This window comes from Flavobacterium cutihirudinis (genome assembly GCF_003385895.1).
Taxonomy (GTDB): Bacteria; Bacteroidota; Bacteroidia; order Flavobacteriales; family Flavobacteriaceae; genus Flavobacterium; species Flavobacterium cutihirudinis.
The window spans coordinates 259,139-277,720 of record NZ_QRDQ01000010.1 but is presented as its reverse complement, the minus strand read 5'-3'; the positions used below and the strand labels follow the sequence as shown (position 1 = coordinate 277,720).

The window sequence follows — 18,582 nt, the reverse complement described above, 5'->3', positions numbered from 1 at the left end:
TTACTGATTTATGTTTTAACAAATTGAAAATTTTTGCAATTCGATAATAAATTAATTAATTAAATTTCAATACATTATGACACAGACAAGAAAAGAACACGATTTTTTAGGTGAATTGGATATCCCGAATCACTTATACTACGGAATCCAGACTTTTAGGGCGGTTGAAAACTTCAATATAACGGGAATTCCAATTTCAAAAGAACCTTTATTTATTAAAGCTTTAGGGTATGTAAAAAAAGGCGCTGCAATGGCAAACAGAGACTGTGGTGCATTGGATCCAAAAATTGCCGAAGCCATTTGTTATGGAAGTGATCAGGTTATTGCAGGCAAATTTAATCAGGAATTTGTGAGTGATCTAATTCAGGGTGGCGCCGGAACTTCTGTAAATATGAATGCCAATGAAGTAATTGCCAACATTGGTCTGGAGTATTTAGGTCATAAAAAAGGAGAATACAATTTCCTGCATCCCAATAATCATGTGAACTGTTCACAGTCGACAAATGATGCTTATCCTTCTGCATTCAGAATTGCTCTTTATCTAAAAATGGATAGTTTCATCAAAACGGTTGAAAATCTTGAAAGAGCTTTTGCCGCAAAAGGTGAAGAATTCAAAAGAGTTCTGAAAATGGGAAGAACGCAATTACAAGATGCCGTACCGATGACTTTAGGACAGGAGTTTCACTCTTATGCCACAACAATTGGTGAAGATGTGCGACGATTAAAAGATGCTCAAAGTCTTCTTCTGGAAATTAATATGGGAGCAACAGCCATTGGTACAAAAGTAAATGCACCAGAAGGTTATCCGGAATTATGCGTTAATTATCTGGCGAAAGAAGTTGGAATTCCGCTAACTCTTGCTCCAGATTTAATTGAAGCTACTGTCGATACCGGTGCTTACGTTCAGATTATGGGAACCATGAAAAGAACAGCTGTAAAAATCTCTAAAATTTGCAATGATTTACGCTTACTAAGTTCTGGACCAAGAACTGGTTTAAACGAAATTAATCTGCCTGCGCGTCAGCCTGGTTCATCTATCATGCCTGGAAAAGTAAATCCTGTTATTCCGGAAGTTGTTAATCAGACTTGTTTCTATGTAATTGGACAGGATTTAACTTTAACATTAGCAGCAGAAGCAGGACAATTGCAACTTAATGTTATGGAACCTGTAATTGCTTTTGCAATGTTTACTTCTTTAGATTATTTGTCAAATGCCATTCAGGTGTTAATTGATAAATGCGTTAACGGAATTACTGCAAATGAAACACACTGCTACAATATGGTAATGAACAGTATCGGAATTGTGACACAATTAAATCCAATTCTCGGATACGAAGAAAGTGCCAGTATAGCAGGCGAAGCTTTAAAAACAGGAAAAAGTGTACACCAGATTGCTGTGGTTGAGCGTAAACTGATTACACAGGAAAAATGGGATGAAATCTATTCATTGGAAAACTTAATCAATCCAAAATTTATAAGCTCTTAGATTTCATAAAATCAGACTCACGAATAAACCAAGATTGTTTAATCAAAAAAATATAACCATGAAAAAAATAATTTTAATCGTTTTATCTATTTTGACTTTTACCTCTTATGCTCAAACTGCTTCAACACAAAAAAGAATCATTATTCTTGCCACCGGAGGAACTATTGCCGGTTCAGGAGATTCTTCTACAAAAGCAGCTTATACTGCAGGTAAAGTACCTATCGATGATTTATTGAATGCCGTTCCCCAGATTCATAATTACGGTAAAATCACCGGTGAACAAATTGCTTCAATTGGAAGCCAGGACATGAATATTGTGACTTGGTTAAAATTGACTAAAAGAATTAACGAAATCTTCAAAAACAATGAAGCTGATGCCGTTGTAGTAACGCACGGAACAGACACTCAGGAAGAAACCGCGTATTTCTTAGATTTAACAGTACAGTATGACAAACCAGTAGTTCTTGTGGGCGCAATGCGTCCGTCAACTGCGATGAGTCAGGATGGTAACCGAAATCTTTTGGACGCAGTAGTTGTTGCAGCAGACGAAAGCAGCAAAACAAGAGGCGTAATCGTTGCTATGGACGAAAAGATTTTTGATGCAAGAGATGTTACCAAAACGAGTACTACTAATATAGAAACTTTCCAATCCCGAAATTACGGTCCGATTGGTTTGATTTATGATGGAAAAGTAAAATATTACTATCAGTCTTTACGAAATCCAGCCAAAAAATTTGATGTTACAAAATTGAATTCACTTCCTCAGGTTGAAATTGTTTACGGATATGCTGATGCAAATGCCAATAGTGTATATTGTATAACCAATTCAGGACCAAAAGGAATCGTTTATGCCGGAATGGGTAACGGAAACTTTGGCGCTCCCGTAGGAAAAGCACTTGCTGAAGCTGCTAAAAAAGGGATTATCGTTTGCCGTTCTGCAAGAGCAGGATCCGGAAGAGTTACCTTAGATAATGAAGTAAAAGATGCTGAACTTGGTTTTGTTGTAGCTGACGATTTAAATCCGCAAAAAGCCAGAGTGCTGTTAATGTTGTCTTTAACAGAAACAAACGACAGAGCAAAAATCCAACAAAATTTCTTTGATTATTAATTGAATTACAAAAAGAAAACCTCTCAACCTGTTTTCTTTAATGCCGAATTAAATAGTAATAATCTAAAAATTTAAAGTATGATTTGGATTGAATTTATAATTCTTATCGGGATGATTCTTATTGGATCACAGATGAAAGGAATTGGTCTGGGAGTAATGGGAATGGTTGGATTATTGATTTTCATTTTTGTTTTCAATTTAAAACCAACAGATCCTCCACTTGATGTAATGTTGATTATTATGGCCATTGTAACCACTGCTGCAACATTGCAAGCTTCCGGTGGGCTCGATTATCTGGTTCAACTGGCCGAAAAGATCATTCGGAGTAATCCTTCGAACATTACTTTCATAGCTCCATTTACAGTTTACTTTTTGTGCTTATTTGCGGGAACTGCGCATATTGTTTATTCGTTGCTTCCTATTATTTCTGAAGTTTCTGCCAAGAAAAGAATTAGGCCTGAACGACCATTAAGTATTTCTGTTATTGCTTCTCATATTGCCTTAACTGGAAGTCCAATGAGTGCCGCAACAGCAGCTCTGGTTGTAATTCTAGCCTATCCCGGAGCTTTGGTCAATATTATGTCTATTTGTATTCCTGCCAGCATTATCGGAATACTGATTGGCTGTTTCTCTGTTTTCAAAAAAGGAAAAGAACTAAATGATGATCCTATCTTTATTGAAAAAATGCAAGATCCGGAATTCGCACAAACCATGAATACAAGTAGTGAAGGAACGCAAGCGCAATTAAAACCAGGTGCAAAAACCTCAGTTTTAATTTTTGGCTGCGCTATCATTCTTATTGTAATTGCGGGTGCATTTCCAGCTTTAGTTCCTCATTTTTCACCTGGAGAAAAAACATTGGCCGTAAATGCAGACGGCTCATTAACTATGGTGACCGTAATTAGTGTTGTTACACTAAGTGCCGCTGCTGCCATGATGCTAATTACTAAAACAAGTACAACTGAGGTTACAAAAGCTAGTCTTTTTACTTCTATGGCATCGGCAGTAGTATCTGTATTTGGAGTAGTTTGGATGAGCTCAACCTTCATGCATGCAAACAATGACACCATGCAAAAAGCGCTTGGCGGAATTGTATCTGAACATCCTTGGACCTTTGCTATAGCAGTCTTCATAATGGGCGCCCTTATGTTTAGTCAGGCCGCCACAACCAAAACAATGATGCCTTTAGGAATCGCATTAGGATTGCCGCCATCAGCTTTAATCGCCATTTTTCCGGCTGTAAACAGTGATTTTGTTTTACCGGGTTATCCAACATTATTGGCAGCAATAAATTTTGACAGAACGGGAAGCACCAAAATAGGAAAATTTGTTATCAATCATAGTTTTCTCGTTCCGGGTGTCGTCACCATAAGTGTCGCTATTGCCGTAGGATTTTTGATAGGTTCTTTTGTATTATAAAACTTAAAAATCTTAATTATGAAAAAATATCTTTTACCAATAATATTTGCCTTAGTCCCGTTTATTGTAATGGGACAAGGCGATCAAATGCATAAACAGACAGATGAAGGAAACGCCATACAATCCGATTCGATTACTCCCATAATCCCTGTTTCCAAACAATCATTACTGAAAAATATTGATGTTATCTTCAATTCCAGAATGGCTTACAACAGCTATTTTACAGATGGAAATCATGACATATCCCATTTTAATGTGGATCAGCTTCGATTTGAGATCAAAGGAAAAATTCACGATAAAGTATATTTCAGATTCCGTAACAGATATACCAGAGAACCGGTTCCCGGAAATCTTGATAATATCAGCCGTGCGGTAGATTTAGCATTTATCAGAGTAGATTTATCGCCTAGAACCAATTTCACTGTCGGAAAATTATGTGCCGACTGGGGTGGTTACGAATTTGACTTCAACCCAATTGACATCTTAACCTATAATGATGTAATTGAATATGCTGACAACTTCTTAGTGGGTGCCGGAATATCACATACCTTAGAAAATGGAAATCATTCCTTTTCACTTCAGGTTTTGAATTCGCGTACAAAAACCTATCAGGAACAGTATGGCACATCAGCACCACCGGATATCAATCCTTCCGAATATCCATTGGCGGCAGTAGTAAACTGGAGAGGGAAATTTTTCGGTGGAAAATTTGAAACTACTTACAGTTATAGCTTTTTCAACGAAGCCGAAGGAGCCCACATGAACTATATTGCTTTGGGAAATAAATTTGTACCAAGTAATAAATTCGTTATTTATTACGATTTCCAATACCGCAATGAAGGTCTGGATCGTTTAGGAATTGTATCAAGTATTGTGAGCAGCCAATATCCTTATGCCGCTCAAAAAGTAGTTTATCTCGAAAACTGGATCAGAGCGGAATACATGGTTACACCAAAAGTAAATCTACTTTTAACGGTAATGAACAGTAATCATTCCTGGAACGATAATCCTGACGGAAATGCTCCTTCAAAATTATCAACCAGCTACGGCCTGATTCCGACCGTTCAGTACATTCCTTTTAAAGATATTAATTTAAGATTCTATTTGGCTTATACTGCCAGAAAATACAATTACACCAATTATGCAGAATCTGCCTTTGGTGTAAAAGATTATACAACAGGACTTTTGGCCTTCGGTTTTGTAGCGCCATTAAATGTTTTATAATTTTAAAACAGCATAAATTAGCATAGCAAAATAAAACAAGCATAAAAAAGCCGCTTCACAATCCTGAAGCGGCTTTTTTATGCTACGTTATGAAATCAGCTCTTTAAATTCTCAAAATAAACTGTAGTTTCCTCGATCAGCGAATTCATTAATTCTTTTGCTTTGGTATGCTTTAAAATGGGCGAAATTTGTCCTCCCCAGAATAAAATCATATCCCATTTCTGTTGTTCAATCGCTGCCTTTCTTAATGGAGCAATAAAGGTAGTTTGCAATGGAAATGGCAAAATATCGTTTTCACTTCCTCTAATTTCTTTTGCAAGACGGCTCGTTAAACCACGCCCTAATCTACCGGTAAAAGCGCGAGATAAAGTGGTATATTTTGCCGCATCAGAAAACAACATTTCTCTGTGAATAGGTAAAGCATTTGATTCGGCGCAAGCCAGAAAAGCAGTTCCTATTTGTGCAGCACTGGCACCTAAAGTCAAAGCCGCAGCAACGCCTCTTCCATCTGCAATGCCTCCTGCGGCAATAATTGGCGTTTTGATTTTTTCCCACATCAATTGCAACAATACAAAGGTTCCGGTTAAAGATGATTCTGATGATTCTAAAAAAGAAGGTCGATGTCCGCCAGCTTCAAAACCCGAAGCAATAATCATATCTACTCCACTATTATCTAAAAAAATGGCTTCATCCAAAGTTGTTGCAGCTCCAACGGTTACAATTCCCAGTTTTCGACATTGTTCCAAAATAGCAGCGGATGGAACACCAAACATAAAACTGAAAACTTTTGGGCGAACCGCTAAAATAACTTCTAACTGATTCTCAAATCTGGATTGAAAAGGTGTCGGTTTTTCCGGTAACGGAATGCCAACTTCATCGTAATAAGGCTTAAATAAAGCCAACGCTTTATCAAATTGCGCATCGGTTAAACCAGAATTCGGAATATCATGATCGGAAACCCAAAGATTAATATTATAAGGCTTATCGGTTGCAGCTTTTATCTTTTTGTCAATTTCAAAAATTTCTTGCGGACTATTTGTATAAGCACCGTAACCGCCTAATCCGCCGGCATTCGAAACCGTTGCTGTTAATTCTACCGTTGACAAATTACCACCAAAAGGCCCTTGTAGGATTGGATATTTGATTCCGAGTATTTCGGTTGCTTTTGTATTGTACCACATCATTTATAATTTTAAAACTCGATTTAACTATTATTGTAAAGTTAAGAAATCGAATACATTCTTTACGCAATCATTTTTAATCTCATTACTGGTATTTCTTAACATAACTCCAAAAGATTTTTTTCAATTTAATACAAATTTGATAATGAAAAACCCTGAATTTAATAGAAATTATAGGTTAAAATCGATTAAAAATCTTTAAATTTATGTTCTAAAATCTTACTTTATGAAAAATTTTATGCTGTTATTCGTTTCTGTTTTGGCACTGTCATTTAATTCCTGTAACACGATGAAAGACACTACAAAAACTGCCGATTTGTACAATACTTCCTGGGAACTGGAATATATCACAGGGCCACGTATTGCTTTTGACGGCTTATTTCCCGACAAAAAACCGTATATCAAATTTGACCAGAGTACCGGTCAGGTTTTTGGAAATGCAGGCTGTAATGGTTACACTGCTCCTTTTACATTAAAAGGAAAATCATTGACTTTTGGAGAACAAGGCCCAGCAACTTTAATGTATTGTGAAGGCGGTGGCGAACAAGTTTTTACATCAACAATCAAAAAAGTAGACTCCTACTCGATTGATAAAGATGGAAAGCTTAATTTAATTACGAATAACATCCCAACAATGCGATTCAAAAAAGTAACTAAATAGTTGTAGATTAGTGATCAGTGAACAGTGATTAGTAAGCAGTAAAAAAATAGATACTAAATTGACGTTTACTTTCACTGTTCACTGATCACTGACCACTAATCACTCTCCCTCACTTTGCAGCTGTAATGCTCTTTGTAAAAAACTCTGATGCATTATTTTATTTTCGGCTTCTTCAATTGCTTTAAGCAAATTGTTCTGATTGTCCGTAATTTCAGTAAGTGCGCTTTTCATCACTTCCCAAACTGGTTTCATTTGCGTAATTAGTTCTTGCCCTTTTGCAGTTAACTGAATCAACCTTTTGCGTTCGTCGATTTTATCTTTTTTGGAACGAATCAACTTTTGTTTTTCCAACTCTTTAAGTAAACTTATTGTCGAAGGATGTGTATATCCTATTTCATTGGCAATTTCTACCACGCTCAAAGTATCTCTATAATGCAACGTATAAATAACCGGAAACCATTTGGGTTCAAAATCAATTCCGTACGATTTGTATACCAATGCGCCATCTTTGCGCAATTGCTCGCTGAGGCGCTGCAATCGTGTCGAAATAGCAAGAATTCCTGATTCGTCTATAATATTCATTTGTTGATTATTTAAGGTTTAAATGGCAAAAAGTATTATCCGGACTCATTAACGGAAAAGCTTTCGGAAGATTTTCTTTTTCGATATAAACAAAACCATTCTTTTCATAAAAACGCAAAGCAGCTTTTAATATCGATACTGTTCCCAAATATAAATCATTGATTTCATTTGCATTGCAATACGCAATTAAAGTCTCTAATAGTTTCTGAGCAATCGAAAATTCTTTTCCGCGGAATTCTTTCTTTACAAACATCTTTCTAATCGCTGCGTCATTTTGGTCAAACTTCACCAAAGCAATTGTACCTACTAATTCATCATTAATAAAAGCACCCCAAAATCCCCCACCTTTGGCATGATAAAAGTTTTGTATGTCAAACAAATCCGGTTGGTCTTCTAAAGTAATTGGGACACCAAATTCCTTCTGCTGAATATTGATGATCAAATCAGCAATCACATTTTCATATTTATTTTCTACTGGAAGAATTACAGGTTTCATAGTATTAAAATTTTATTACACAAAACTACGTAGTTAAATACATAAATAAAAATATTTAATGTTAATTATGCGTTACTAACCCTGATAGACTCTCATAAAGCAACTAAAATAATTGATCTAAAAAACGAAAAACATTCTTAACAAATACTTCTTTTACAGCAAAATACAATTCCATACTTCAAAAAAAAGGAAGAAATATTTGTTTTTATGACCAATCGGTCATATATTTGTACCGTTAATTAAAAGCTATCATGTCAAAAGGCGAAGAAACCAGACAATTTATCATAGAAAAAGCGGCTCCTATTTTTAATACAAAAGGGATTGCAGCAACCGCTATGAGCGACATTATGGAAGCTACCAAATTATCAAAAGGAAGCATGTATGTTCATTTTGAGAATAAAGATGTTCTTGCCTGTGCAGCGGTTGATCATAATATGAAAATACTGAATAGCAAACTTCAGGAAGCTATGAGCAAAAGCAAAACAGCAAAAGAACAATTAATTACTTATATCGATTTTTTCAGCAATCCTTTAAACCCGCCCGTTATTGGTGGTTGCCCGTTATTGAACTTTGGTACAGAAGCAGATGACACCAATCCGATTATAAAAGAAAAAGTAAACCATGCTATTAAATCGGCGCAACGACTTCTGGAAAGTTTAATTACGAAAGGAATTGCAAATGGCGAATTCAAGCCATCCTGGAATGCTTCCGAATTTGCGACCGCAATGTTTGCCATGTTGGAAGGTGGCCATTTAATGTCGCGAATGTCCGGAATTAACGATAATATGAAAAGTATCTCAAAAACCCTTAAAATTTTAATAGAGGAAAATAGTCTCTAATTTTTTTTATTTAAAAAATGACCGTTCGGTCATTAAATTATATCCATTAAAAACACATTAATATTTAAAAACACACATCATGTCAAAAACAGTTTTAATTACAGGAGCATCAAAAGGTTTTGGAAAAGCCTGGACAGAAGCATTTTTAGAAAAAGGTTATAAGGTTGCCGCAACAGCAAGAAATATCGACACTCTAGCCGACTTAAAAGCACAATATGGAGACGCTATTCTTCCTCTTAAACTAGATGTAAACAACCGTTCAGAGTCGTTTGCAGTGGTAGAAAAAGTACAAAAGCATTTTGGGACTATAGATATCCTGATCAATAATGCAGGTTATGCTTTAAACGGAGCTGTAGAAGAAGCTACAGAACAGGAAGCGAGAGATCAATTCGAAACCAATTTTTTTGGTACGCTTTGGTTAACGCAAGCGGTATTGCCAATTATGAGAAAACAACAAAATGGTCATATTATTCAGGTTTCGTCTATTTTAGGAATCGCTACTTTACCGATAATTGGTTTGTATAATGCTTCTAAATTTGCTGTTGAAGGTCTTACTGAAACGCTGGCTTCAGAAGTGAAACAATTCGGAATCAACGTTACTTTAGTCGAGCCAAACGGCTACGTGACCGATATTTGGGGCAACGGAATTATCAGCGAAAGCATCGATGCCTATGACGGAATCAAAAAAGCAATCGCAGAAGGACATGATCCTGAAACTTTCGGAAAAACTAGTGCTACCGTTCCGGCCATCTTAAAATTAGTCGAAGCCGAAAACCCTCCTTTACGTTTATTTTTAGGAAAAGTAGCCTTACCATTTGCTAAACAAACCTACGAACAAAAACTTGCAACCTGGGAAGAATGGGCAGACGTTTCTGTCGCAGCTCACGGGTAATTTGATTTCTGATTTTAATTGAAAAAGCGAGACCAATTCTTTACAGAAAGTCTCGCTTTTTTTGCTTTAATTTTTAAGTTTCTACCAGCTATATTTCAAAATCAATCGGGCATTAAAAGGCGTTCCTGCCGTAAAATGAATTTCTTCAACAGGATCAGTTTCATTTGCTAATCTTGATTCTGTTAGGAATTGTGTTTCTTTCCATTTTGTATTGAAAATATTATCAATATTTACTCCAACTGAAACTTTTTTGATCTGATAGTTTACCGAGAAATCCGTTATACAATATCCTTTTGCAACAACAGAATTGTCTTCATTTGCAGGACGATCACCTAAGAAACGGGTTCTCAAACTTCCTGAAAATCCTTTTAAATCTTTTACTGAAAATCCGTTCATTAAAGTATGAACAGGCGCCAATGGTAAATAATCATTTCCTTTAGGTTCATCAAGAGAACGTGCGTGTGTATACGTATAATCAGTATTCCAGAATAACCAATTTGTCAATTGATATCTGAAACCAAAATCAAAACCTTTTCTTTCTGTTTTTCCGCTTGGCTCTACAACGGCTTCATCTCCTACATAAACAAATTCCTGTGCAAGGTATAAATACCAAATGGCTGAGTTTACAATCATTCTTGGAAAAGGTTTCCAGTTTAAACCTAAATCGGCACCATACGTTTCCGGAAGAATCTCCTGCCCTTTTTGCGCTACTACTACACGTGTATCATTGCTATGGAAGCCTTTTCCTAATTTTAAGAAATATTGTAATTCAGTATTCTGAGTATAAGAAAAATTCAGTTTCGGACTCAAAATCGCTTTTGTCTGCGTTTGATTGGTATAGGTTGAAGCCAATTGATCTTCATATCCAAATTTAAAATAATCCAAACGTAAACCCGCATTAATCAACCATTTTCCAGAAGTAAAGTCAAAACTTGTAAAGGAGAAAAGATTGGTCTGATTTACATTTCCTAAACTTAAATATTCTAAAACCGATTTTCTATTTAATGTGTGCGAAAGCTCAACATCTTTATTATTATCATTTCTTAATCCGGCACCGAGTTTAAAACGCCAGTTTTCATTTAATTTTTCATCATATTCCGATTGAAAACCTACAATTGTTCTGTTTTCTTTCTGTTTAATCTGATCGCCGTTTACAGGATCATTCAGAAAAAAAGTAAAATTAGAATACAATTCAAAATCATATTTACTTAAATAAGCTGTATTTTTTATCTGCGAATTTTCATCAATTTTAGCATCATATTGCAAGTTGAAATTGGTTCTTCCAGTGTTTCCTCCTTCGTTTGAATCTATTGCACCGTAATGCGAAATGGTTCCATCGTTTACTGCACGATCCGGAATTTGTCCGCTGGCATCCCATTGGCTTTTAAAATGAGAAACAAACAACGCAATTCGGTCGCCATTGTTCAGTTTTGCCGAATATTTCCCAAACAAATTGATTCGGTTAAAGTTTTGCGGAGCATCAAAATAACCATCTGTCATCATGTATTCTCCAGCAAAATAAGCCGACTGATTTTCTTTATTCAATAGATTAAATAATGCAACAGTTCTAAAAGTATCAAACTGACCGCCCTCAAAAGAAAGTGAACTGTGTTCTAACGCATTCTTCGTATTAAAACCAACATATCCTGCAGTTGTAAAATCGCCTTTATCAGCAAAATAAGAACCTTTATCAAAATCTATTCTGTCTACGGTTTCGGGAATTACAAAGTGAAGATCTGCGTATCCTTGTCCGTGCGCGTGCGAAACCATATTTACCGGCATACCATCAACCGAAATATTAATATCTGTACCGTGATCGCAATCGAAACCTCTCAGGAAAATCTGCTCTGCTTTTCCTCCACCCGCATGTTGGCCAATAAAAAGCCCGGGAACTTTACGCAACAAATCCTGAGAATTAGAAATGGGCTGAATTTCCAAATCAATTTTAGAAATCGTATTTAAGTATCTTAAATTGTTTGAAATCGTAACTTCTTCAAGCAAAAATGGCTTTTCATTTATTGAAATAGAAAGAAAATCCAAAGAAGTGATTTTTATTTTTTGAGTAATAAAACCTTGTTTCGAGATTTCAAGACTATCGTTTAACTGGACATTTTCTAATACAAATTTTCCTTTTGCGTCTGTGTGCGCATGGCTTTTTGAGGTAAAATCACGAATTAAGACTTCTGACAGAGGTTTTCCGTTAGAATTAACAACGCCATTAAGAGATTGTGCATTACTGGTAATCGAAAGAACAAAAAGAACAAGGGCAAATAAATATTTCATTTTAAAGAAGGCAATAGATTTTATAAAGTGCCGCAAAAATAAGATAATAACCCAAGAACCAAAAAAAAAGCCCCAAATCAGAAATTTGGAGCTTTTTACTATAAATCTTTTATGGAATTAATCCCATTTATTAGTGTTCGAAAGTGCAAGTTTTCCGGCTCCTGTAAAAAACAAAGCAACGGAACCCAAAAGATATAGTGCTAATAATTCTAAAGCGTAACCTCCATGGTCGCTGATTGAAAACAATTCCTGTGAATGAGCTACTGCAACTGCCACAATACAATTAATAGCAAAAATAACCGAAGCAATTCTGGTACGCCATCCTATTAAAATAGCCAACGGAGCTAGAACTTCTCCAATATAAACAGCATATGCAACTGCTCCCATATTCTCTTCAAGAAAAGAAATTCCGTGCAGAATTTTTGCTACACCATGAAAAAGCATTAATCCGCCAATGCTGATACGCAATACTAATAACCCAAGATCTGTGTTTTTTGAAATCATAACAATTTTGTTTTGGTTTTAAAATTTAAATACAAACTCGATTTTGTAAGGAAACTAAAATACAACATTTTGTTAAACTACAAATATTATTATTTAGAATAATTTCAAATAACACATTTTCAATCTGTATTAATATTTTATCGCAATCTTTCCAATTGTTTTTCCTGATTCCAAAAGTTCATGTGCTTTTTTCAGATTATCAGCTGTGAGACCATTTAAAGTTACATTTAAAGTTGTTTTCAAAACGCCTTCGTCAAGTAAATCGGCAACCTTATTTAAAATATGATGTTGTTCAATCATATCTTCTGTCTGGTACATCGAACGCGTATACATCAATTCCCAAGAAAAAGAAACACTTTTGCTTTTTAGTTTGTTTAGCAAAACAGGCTCACTGCTTCCTGTAATCGAAGCGATATGACCTTGCGGTTTAATCAGTTCCACCATCGTATCCCAATAAGCATTCGTATCCACAAAATCCAGAATAAAATCTACCGTTTCAAAACCGGCATCTTTTACAGCTGCAATTAAATTTTTATGATCTACTACAAAATCAGCTCCTTGTTGTTTGCACCATTCGATTGTTTCCGGACGTGAAGCCGTTGCAATTACCGTTAATCCTGCAATTTTCTTTGCTAGTTGAATCGCAATCGATCCAACTCCGCCGGCACCGCCAATAATTAAAATTGATTTTCCTTTGTCTTTTTCAGCGTTGATTCTGATTCGGTCAAACAAGATTTCCCAAGCCGTTAAAGCGGTTAACGGAATTACGGCTGCTTCTTCAATGCTTAATGATTTTGGTTTTCTTCCAACAATTCTTTCGTCAATAACCTGATATTCAGCATTGCTTCCTTGTTTTGTAATATCTCCGGCATAATAAACCGGATCGCCTACTTCAAACAAACTTACTTTTTCTCCAACAGCCTGAACAATTCCAACTGCATCCCAACCGATTATTTTTGGAGTTTCTAAAACGGTATCTTTTGCAGCGCTTTGTCGCACTTTAAAATCGACTGGATTTACAGAAATCGCATCGATTTTTACTAATAAATCGTGACCGGACGCCACAGGTTTTACAGTTTCGAATTCTATAAAACTTTCTTTTTCTTCTATGGGTAATGATGTTTTAAATCCTATTGCTTTCATTTCTTTTTAATTTTTAAATTAAAATTGTCTTACAAAGATAAGTTGCATTGAAATCTTAAAAGTGGTATAAATTGAGTTTATAATTGTACAAATTCAGCGGTTTTAAATTTCATGCTGATTTTTTTCTAACACATAGAAACATAGATTTTATATTCTAAAAAAAGAATAAAGAAAAAACTAGTTTTCACACATAGCTATGTGCATTGATGTAAAGTGAAACGCCTTTCTATGCAAAGAAAAACTATGTTTCTATGTGTTTATTTTTCTCCCGCAGATTTAGCCGATTGGGCAGATTTTCTTTTATTCTCATACAGATCCACACAGATTTTAAATATTCTGCCAAATCTGCCAAATCTGCGAGAGAAAAATAAACACAGAAATTTATGCTTCTAAGTATTAAAGAAAATCTGCATTAAACAATTTCTAAGTAAATTTGCTAAACTTAAAATTCTTAAAATGATTATCCGAAAAGCCAAAATATCCGACTCAAAAGAAATTGCTCCTATTTTATTGCTGGCAATGGAAGATATCATTTACAAGTTTATTAAAAAGGAAGATTACGCTTCCGCGAAAGATTTCCTGGAGCATTTCATCGGAAAAGAAAACAATCAATATTCGTATGAGAATTGTTTTGTTGCGGAAGAAGAAAACGAAATTATCGGTGCTGTAAATATTTATAATGGTTCTGACTTAGAAGCGTTAAGAACTCCGATAATTAATTATGTCAGAACACATTTCAATCCCGAATTTGATCCCGAATTCGAAACAAAACCTGGAGAATTCTATATTGATTCTTTAGGTGTAAATCCAAAATTTCAGGGAAAAGGAATCGGATCAAAAATACTTCGATTTCTGATTGATGAATATGTAAACAAAAACAACGAAACGCTTGGATTATTAGTCGAAGAAGATAATCCGAGTGCAAAAAAACTCTATTTAAATCTCGGTTTTAAACCCGTTGGAGAAAAAACTTTGGTCGGAAAAAAGCTGGAACATCTTCAAATAAGCCAGAAATTACAAGGGATTTAATTTTTTTTATCTTTTTTTTCAAAAAAATGTCCAATTCCGAAAGTTCAGTTGTCATTAGAGTATAAACAATTAAAATTATACAAAATGGAAACTAGAATTAATGTATTTGAAAAAGGTCAAAAAGCAATCTCAACTTTATTTGGAATTACAAGTTATCTTAAAAAATCAGAACTTGACAGATCTCTTTTGGAATTGGTAGAATTTAGAATATCACAAATCAATAGCTGTGCATATTGTTTAGACATGCATTCAAAAGAAGCAATTGCGCACGGAGAAACTACACAACGTTTATTTGGATTAAGCGCCTGGAGAGAAACACCTTATTACACAAAACGAGAAAGAGTTGCTCTTGCTTACGCGGAAGCAGTAAATGCCTGTGATGTTCCTGATGAAATTTACGAAATTGCAAGAGCGGAGTTTTCTGAAGAAGAATTAATCGATCTTACACTTGCCATTGCTACAATTAATACTTGGAATCGCATTAACATCGCTTTCGCTAATACTCCGGGAACTTACAGAGTAGGTCAATTTGGATAAACAAAAAAGGCAGTTTTGATTCGTAAAAGTGTATTTTTATAGTTGAATTAAAACTGCCAATTCTTATTAAATCATTTAAAACGAAATAAAATGAATGAATTCATATTAATTTTCAGAAGAGATTTTGCGACAAAAGAAGCTCAACCATCGCCTGAGGAACTTCAGCAGCATTTACAGCAATGGCAAAACTGGTTTGGAAGTCTTGCTGCTCAGGATAAATTAGCCAGACCTTTACAACGCTGGGACGGAAAAGGAAAACTGGTAAATTCTAATAAAGGAATTACAGATGGCCCTTTCGTAGAAATCAAAGAATCTATTGGCGGATTAATTATCATCAAAGCGAAAGATTATGATGAAGCTGCCGCTATTGCACAAGATTGCCCCGTTTTGAATATGGGCGGAAACGTAGAAATTAGAATGGCGGTTTAAAATAATGGTGAATTATGAATTGTGAATTATCACTTTGTCTTTTAATGCATAATACGTCATTTTCAATTCACAATTCACAATTCACCATTTACAATTAATCATTTATGGAGCAAGAACTTATCCCTTATTTATTTAGAAAAGAGTATCAGAAAATTGTTTCGGTGCTTTGCAGTTTGTTTGGTATTCATCATATTGAGATTGCTGAGGACATTGTAAGCGACACTTTCCTTGCTGCTTCTGAAACTTGGGCGATGAAGGGAATTCCTGATAATCCGACAGCCTGGCTTTACACCGTTGCTAAAAATAAAACCAAAAACCATTTTAAGCGAAATGATATTTTTGAAAAGAAAATTGTCACTGAAATAAAATACAACTCATCTGTAAATAGTCCCGAAATCGAAATTGATTTATCAGAAGAAAATATTGCCGATAGTCAGTTGGCCATGCTGTTTACGGTTTGTAATCCTTGTAATTCTGATGAAGCGCAAATTGCATTAGCGCTCAATTTATTATGTGGTTTTGGAATAAGTGAAATTGCGGATGCTTTTCTGTCCAATAAAGAAGTTATTTATAAGAGAATCAATCGCGCAAAAGAAAAGCTCAAAGAAGAAAACATTCCGATTCAAAATCCGAATGCTTCCCAAATAAAAGACCGAATCAATACGGTTTTAAAAACCATTTATCTCCTTTATTCTGAAGGATATTATTCGACGACGCAAAATACAACTTTACGAAAAGATCTTTGCGCCGAAGCAATGCGCTTAACTTATTTGCTGATTCAGAATGAATCAACAAACTTGCCCGCTTCTAATGCTTTACTCGCATTAATGTGTTTTCATTCGTCAAGATTTGAAGCGCGAACTTCAACAAACGGCGAAATTATTTTATACGAAGATCAGGATGAATCACTCTGGAATCAGGAATTAATCGATCGTGGCACTTATTTTCTTAGTAAATCTTCACAAGGGAATACACTTTCAAAATATCATCTGGAAGCTGGAATTGCTTATTGGCATACACAGAAAAAAGATTCTCCAGAAAAATGGAAAAACATTCTCGAATTGTACAACAACTTAATTATTCTGGAATATTCTCCAATTGTCGCGCTAAACAGAACCTACGCCCTTTCTAAAGCCGTCGGCAAAAAAGAAGCAATTGTAGAAGCAGAAAAACTCCAATTAACAGATAATCATTTTTATTATTCTTTGCTTGGCAATTTATACAACGGCATCGATAATAAAAAAGCCCTTCATCATTTCGAAATTGCTCTTGGCTTAGCCAAAACAACTTCAGATAAAAATATCATTAAGGAAAACATAAGGGCACTTCAATTATAATAGAACGATAAAATCAATTCATAAAAAAAGAGCTCATTTCTTGATGAACTCTTTTTTATTTTTAGACTAAAATTTTAGAATCTCGAAGCAAATTCTTTTGCAAAATCCTCTAATTTTATTTTTCCGTCAACTGCAGTTTTATTTTTCAGAAAATCTTCTGCAATTGCTCCACTTCTCAAACCTGCTCCCATTTCGGTATATAAACCTGCTATTTCTTCAGGTAATCCAGCCTGAATCATACCATTTAAAGATTGCTCATCTGTAAATTCAATCCATGGCAATTCTGGTTTACCGATTTCAGCACCAAAAATTTTAGCGGCATCACCTGGCGTACGAACATCACTAACAATATAACGAACATTTTTTCCAGAAGCAGTTTTTTGCAATTCTTCAGCCACGGCACTTGCAATATCTTCAGGATGAACATAAGGAATCAAAGTTGATGCAGGATAATTTGCACCCATAATTCCGGCTCCGTTAATCATTGGAACATCATTATAGAAATTTGTGTAGAAAAATCCAGCACGCAGAAAAGTTACCGCTGTATTTTCTAATGTTTCGTATATTTTTTCGATTTCATGAAGTCCAGCAATTGGACCGGTTCCCTTTGGCAAATCGGCACCAATACTGCTTAACATTACTACACGCTTAATTTCAGCATCCTTTACCGCTTTCGCGAAAGCATGACCAGCCGCAACTGTATTCGAAATAATATTGCTTCCTCCCATATTTGGCGGTGTCATAGCAAAAACTGCATCTGCTCCATCAAATGCAGTTTTTAAAAAAGCTGCATCATTAACAGATCCAATTGCAGGTTTTGCCCCCAATTGCTCAATTTCTGAAGATCGATCTGAAGTACTACTTATAACCGTTACCTGATGTCCTGATGCAGTAAGTTTTTTAACTAATGGCTTTCCTATGTTCCCTAAAGAACCTGATATTGCAATTTTCATAATTCTATTTTTTTATTAACTGAAACAAAGGTATATTTGTACTTACTTTTACACAAGTACTTACCCTAAAGTATGCATAATGACAGCAATCAAAGAATCTTCGACAATTCAGGAAAATAAGCAATATGCATTAGAAAAATGCCCGGTAACGTATGTAATGGAAAAAATTGGAGGCTATTGGAAACCGATTATTCTATATCATCTTTCTAACGGAAGTTTGCGCTATAGCGAATTAAAAAGAGCTATTCCGGCTGTAAGCGAGAAAATGCTTATTCAGCATCTGAAACAACTTGAAGCTGATAATCTTATAATAAGAGAAGCAAAACCAGTTGTTCCTCCTTTTGTAACCTATAGTTTAAGTTCCGCAGGAATTGGTTTAATGCCAGTTATTCAAGCGATGGCCGAATGGGCTTTTATAGATAAAGAAAACGGTTTTTCATCTTAAAACTATTTCTACAATAAAAAAAGACAAAGGTTTA

Annotated in this window: 19 protein-coding genes; 12 read left to right on the top strand and 7 right to left on the bottom strand. The window is 35.1% G+C overall.

The genetic code is table 11. From position 1 onward, the window contains the following. Positions 1-76: 76 nt before the first annotated feature. The 4 genes from aspA to BD847_RS15840 all read left to right on the top strand — a co-directional run bounded on the left by aspA (position 77) and on the right by BD847_RS15840 (position 5,237). Complete coding sequence (aspA, locus tag BD847_RS15855; protein ID WP_115889241.1) at positions 77-1,486, top strand: aspartate ammonia-lyase; 1,410 nt, start codon at positions 77-79, stop codon at positions 1,484-1,486. A 58-nt stretch (positions 1,487-1,544) separates the two neighbouring features. Next, positions 1,545-2,594, top strand: a complete 1,050-nt coding sequence (locus BD847_RS15850) for a type II asparaginase (protein WP_115889240.1) — start codon at positions 1,545-1,547, stop codon at positions 2,592-2,594. Between the two features lie 78 nt (positions 2,595-2,672). Next, positions 2,673-4,013, top strand: coding sequence for an anaerobic C4-dicarboxylate transporter family protein (locus tag BD847_RS15845; protein ID WP_115889239.1), 1,341 nt, complete (start codon positions 2,673-2,675; stop codon positions 4,011-4,013). A gap of 18 nt (positions 4,014-4,031) precedes the next feature. Then, positions 4,032-5,237 carry a porin gene (locus BD847_RS15840; RefSeq protein WP_115889238.1) on the top strand — a complete coding sequence of 402 codons (1,206 nt, stop codon included), beginning with the start codon at positions 4,032-4,034 and terminating at the stop codon, positions 5,235-5,237. Between the two features lie 95 nt (positions 5,238-5,332). On the opposite strand, the gene BD847_RS15835 is transcribed toward BD847_RS15840, so the two are convergent. Further along, entirely contained in the window at positions 5,333-6,421 is a 1,089-nt protein-coding gene (locus tag BD847_RS15835) for an NAD(P)H-dependent flavin oxidoreductase (RefSeq protein WP_167443871.1), read from the bottom strand. Between the two features lie 223 nt (positions 6,422-6,644). Here BD847_RS15835 and BD847_RS15830 point away from each other — a divergent pair, with 223 nt between their 5' ends. Next, positions 6,645-7,079, top strand: coding sequence for an META domain-containing protein (locus BD847_RS15830; RefSeq protein ID WP_115889236.1), 435 nt, complete (start codon positions 6,645-6,647; stop codon positions 7,077-7,079). A gap of 99 nt (positions 7,080-7,178) precedes the next feature. On the opposite strand, the gene BD847_RS15825 is transcribed toward BD847_RS15830, so the two are convergent. Together BD847_RS15825 and BD847_RS15820 are read right to left on the bottom strand one after the other, a co-directional pair. Continuing rightward, on the bottom strand, positions 7,179-7,661 hold the full coding sequence (locus BD847_RS15825) for a MarR family winged helix-turn-helix transcriptional regulator (protein WP_115889235.1): 483 nt from the start codon (positions 7,659-7,661) through the stop codon (positions 7,179-7,181). A gap of 7 nt (positions 7,662-7,668) precedes the next feature. Beyond that, complete coding sequence (locus BD847_RS15820; protein ID WP_115889234.1) at positions 7,669-8,157, bottom strand: GNAT family N-acetyltransferase; 489 nt, start codon at positions 8,155-8,157, stop codon at positions 7,669-7,671. Between the two features lie 251 nt (positions 8,158-8,408). On the opposite strand from BD847_RS15820, the gene BD847_RS15815 reads away from it, so the two are divergent. Then, complete coding sequence (locus tag BD847_RS15815) at positions 8,409-8,996, top strand: TetR/AcrR family transcriptional regulator (protein WP_115889233.1); 588 nt, start codon at positions 8,409-8,411, stop codon at positions 8,994-8,996. 79 nt (positions 8,997-9,075) lie between these two features. After that, entirely contained in the window at positions 9,076-9,888 is an 813-nt protein-coding gene (locus BD847_RS15810) for an SDR family NAD(P)-dependent oxidoreductase (RefSeq protein ID WP_115889232.1), read from the top strand. Positions 9,889-9,969: 81 nt separating this feature from the next. Here the strand turns inward: BD847_RS15810 and BD847_RS15805 are convergent, their stop codons facing one another. From BD847_RS15805 to BD847_RS15795, 3 genes are all read right to left on the bottom strand, one after another. Beyond that, positions 9,970-12,171, bottom strand: coding sequence for a TonB-dependent receptor (locus BD847_RS15805; RefSeq protein WP_115889231.1), 2,202 nt, complete (start codon positions 12,169-12,171; stop codon positions 9,970-9,972). Between the two features lie 117 nt (positions 12,172-12,288). Then, complete coding sequence (locus BD847_RS15800) at positions 12,289-12,675, bottom strand: DoxX family protein (RefSeq protein ID WP_208641808.1); 387 nt, start codon at positions 12,673-12,675, stop codon at positions 12,289-12,291. A 129-nt stretch (positions 12,676-12,804) separates the two neighbouring features. Continuing rightward, the gene (locus BD847_RS15795) at positions 12,805-13,818 is read right to left on the bottom strand and encodes a zinc-binding alcohol dehydrogenase family protein (protein ID WP_115889230.1); all 1,014 of its coding nucleotides are present in this window, start codon (positions 13,816-13,818) and stop codon (positions 12,805-12,807) included. Between the two features lie 456 nt (positions 13,819-14,274). Here BD847_RS15795 and BD847_RS15790 point away from each other — a divergent pair, with 456 nt between their 5' ends. The 4 genes from BD847_RS15790 (at position 14,275) to BD847_RS15775 (ending at position 17,150) form a co-directional block, all read left to right on the top strand. Continuing rightward, complete coding sequence (locus BD847_RS15790; protein WP_115889229.1) at positions 14,275-14,847, top strand: GNAT family N-acetyltransferase; 573 nt, start codon at positions 14,275-14,277, stop codon at positions 14,845-14,847. A gap of 84 nt (positions 14,848-14,931) precedes the next feature. Then, complete coding sequence (locus BD847_RS15785) at positions 14,932-15,384, top strand: carboxymuconolactone decarboxylase family protein (protein WP_115889379.1); 453 nt, start codon at positions 14,932-14,934, stop codon at positions 15,382-15,384. A 90-nt stretch (positions 15,385-15,474) separates the two neighbouring features. Next, positions 15,475-15,813 (top strand): YciI family protein, encoded by a 339-nt coding sequence (locus BD847_RS15780; RefSeq protein ID WP_115889228.1) that lies wholly within the window; start codon positions 15,475-15,477, stop codon positions 15,811-15,813. 104 nt (positions 15,814-15,917) lie between these two features. Next, positions 15,918-17,150, top strand: coding sequence for an RNA polymerase sigma factor (locus BD847_RS15775; protein WP_115889227.1), 1,233 nt, complete (start codon positions 15,918-15,920; stop codon positions 17,148-17,150). A 74-nt stretch (positions 17,151-17,224) separates the two neighbouring features. Here the strand turns inward: BD847_RS15775 and BD847_RS15770 are convergent, their stop codons facing one another. After that, the gene (locus BD847_RS15770; protein WP_115889226.1) at positions 17,225-18,103 is read right to left on the bottom strand and encodes an NmrA family NAD(P)-binding protein; all 879 of its coding nucleotides are present in this window, start codon (positions 18,101-18,103) and stop codon (positions 17,225-17,227) included. A gap of 79 nt (positions 18,104-18,182) precedes the next feature. Here BD847_RS15770 and BD847_RS15765 point away from each other — a divergent pair, with 79 nt between their 5' ends. Next, entirely contained in the window at positions 18,183-18,548 is a 366-nt protein-coding gene (locus BD847_RS15765) for a winged helix-turn-helix transcriptional regulator (protein WP_115889225.1), read from the top strand. Positions 18,549-18,582: the final 34 nt, after the last annotated feature.

Excerpts from the sequence above, each read along its gene's own strand:
- BD847_RS15835 (WP_167443871.1), bottom strand. The coding sequence starts at position 6,421 with ATGATGTGGTACAATACAAAAGCAACCGAAATACTCGGAATCAAATAT.
- BD847_RS15825 (WP_115889235.1), bottom strand. The coding sequence starts at position 7,661 with ATGAATATTATAGACGAATCAGGAATTCTTGCTATTTCGACACGATTG.
- BD847_RS15805 (WP_115889231.1), bottom strand. The coding sequence starts at position 12,171 with ATGAAATATTTATTTGCCCTTGTTCTTTTTGTTCTTTCGATTACCAGT.
- BD847_RS15795 (WP_115889230.1), bottom strand. The coding sequence starts at position 13,818 with ATGAAAGCAATAGGATTTAAAACATCATTACCCATAGAAGAAAAAGAA.
- BD847_RS15815 (WP_115889233.1), top strand. The coding sequence starts at position 8,409 with ATGTCAAAAGGCGAAGAAACCAGACAATTTATCATAGAAAAAGCGGCT.
- BD847_RS15780 (WP_115889228.1), top strand. The coding sequence starts at position 15,475 with ATGAATGAATTCATATTAATTTTCAGAAGAGATTTTGCGACAAAAGAA.
- BD847_RS15800 (WP_208641808.1), bottom strand. The coding sequence starts at position 12,675 with ATGATTTCAAAAAACACAGATCTTGGGTTATTAGTATTGCGTATCAGC.
- BD847_RS15765 (WP_115889225.1), top strand. The coding sequence starts at position 18,183 with ATGACAGCAATCAAAGAATCTTCGACAATTCAGGAAAATAAGCAATAT.
- BD847_RS15790 (WP_115889229.1), top strand. The coding sequence starts at position 14,275 with ATGATTATCCGAAAAGCCAAAATATCCGACTCAAAAGAAATTGCTCCT.
- BD847_RS15850 (WP_115889240.1), top strand. The coding sequence starts at position 1,545 with ATGAAAAAAATAATTTTAATCGTTTTATCTATTTTGACTTTTACCTCT.
- aspA (WP_115889241.1), top strand. The coding sequence starts at position 77 with ATGACACAGACAAGAAAAGAACACGATTTTTTAGGTGAATTGGATATC.
- BD847_RS15820 (WP_115889234.1), bottom strand. The coding sequence starts at position 8,157 with ATGAAACCTGTAATTCTTCCAGTAGAAAATAAATATGAAAATGTGATT.
- BD847_RS15770 (WP_115889226.1), bottom strand. The coding sequence starts at position 18,103 with ATGAAAATTGCAATATCAGGTTCTTTAGGGAACATAGGAAAGCCATTA.
- BD847_RS15775 (WP_115889227.1), top strand. The coding sequence starts at position 15,918 with ATGGAGCAAGAACTTATCCCTTATTTATTTAGAAAAGAGTATCAGAAA.
- BD847_RS15845 (WP_115889239.1), top strand. The coding sequence starts at position 2,673 with ATGATTTGGATTGAATTTATAATTCTTATCGGGATGATTCTTATTGGA.
- BD847_RS15840 (WP_115889238.1), top strand. The coding sequence starts at position 4,032 with ATGAAAAAATATCTTTTACCAATAATATTTGCCTTAGTCCCGTTTATT.
- BD847_RS15830 (WP_115889236.1), top strand. The coding sequence starts at position 6,645 with ATGAAAAATTTTATGCTGTTATTCGTTTCTGTTTTGGCACTGTCATTT.
- BD847_RS15785 (WP_115889379.1), top strand. The coding sequence starts at position 14,932 with ATGGAAACTAGAATTAATGTATTTGAAAAAGGTCAAAAAGCAATCTCA.
- BD847_RS15810 (WP_115889232.1), top strand. The coding sequence starts at position 9,076 with ATGTCAAAAACAGTTTTAATTACAGGAGCATCAAAAGGTTTTGGAAAA.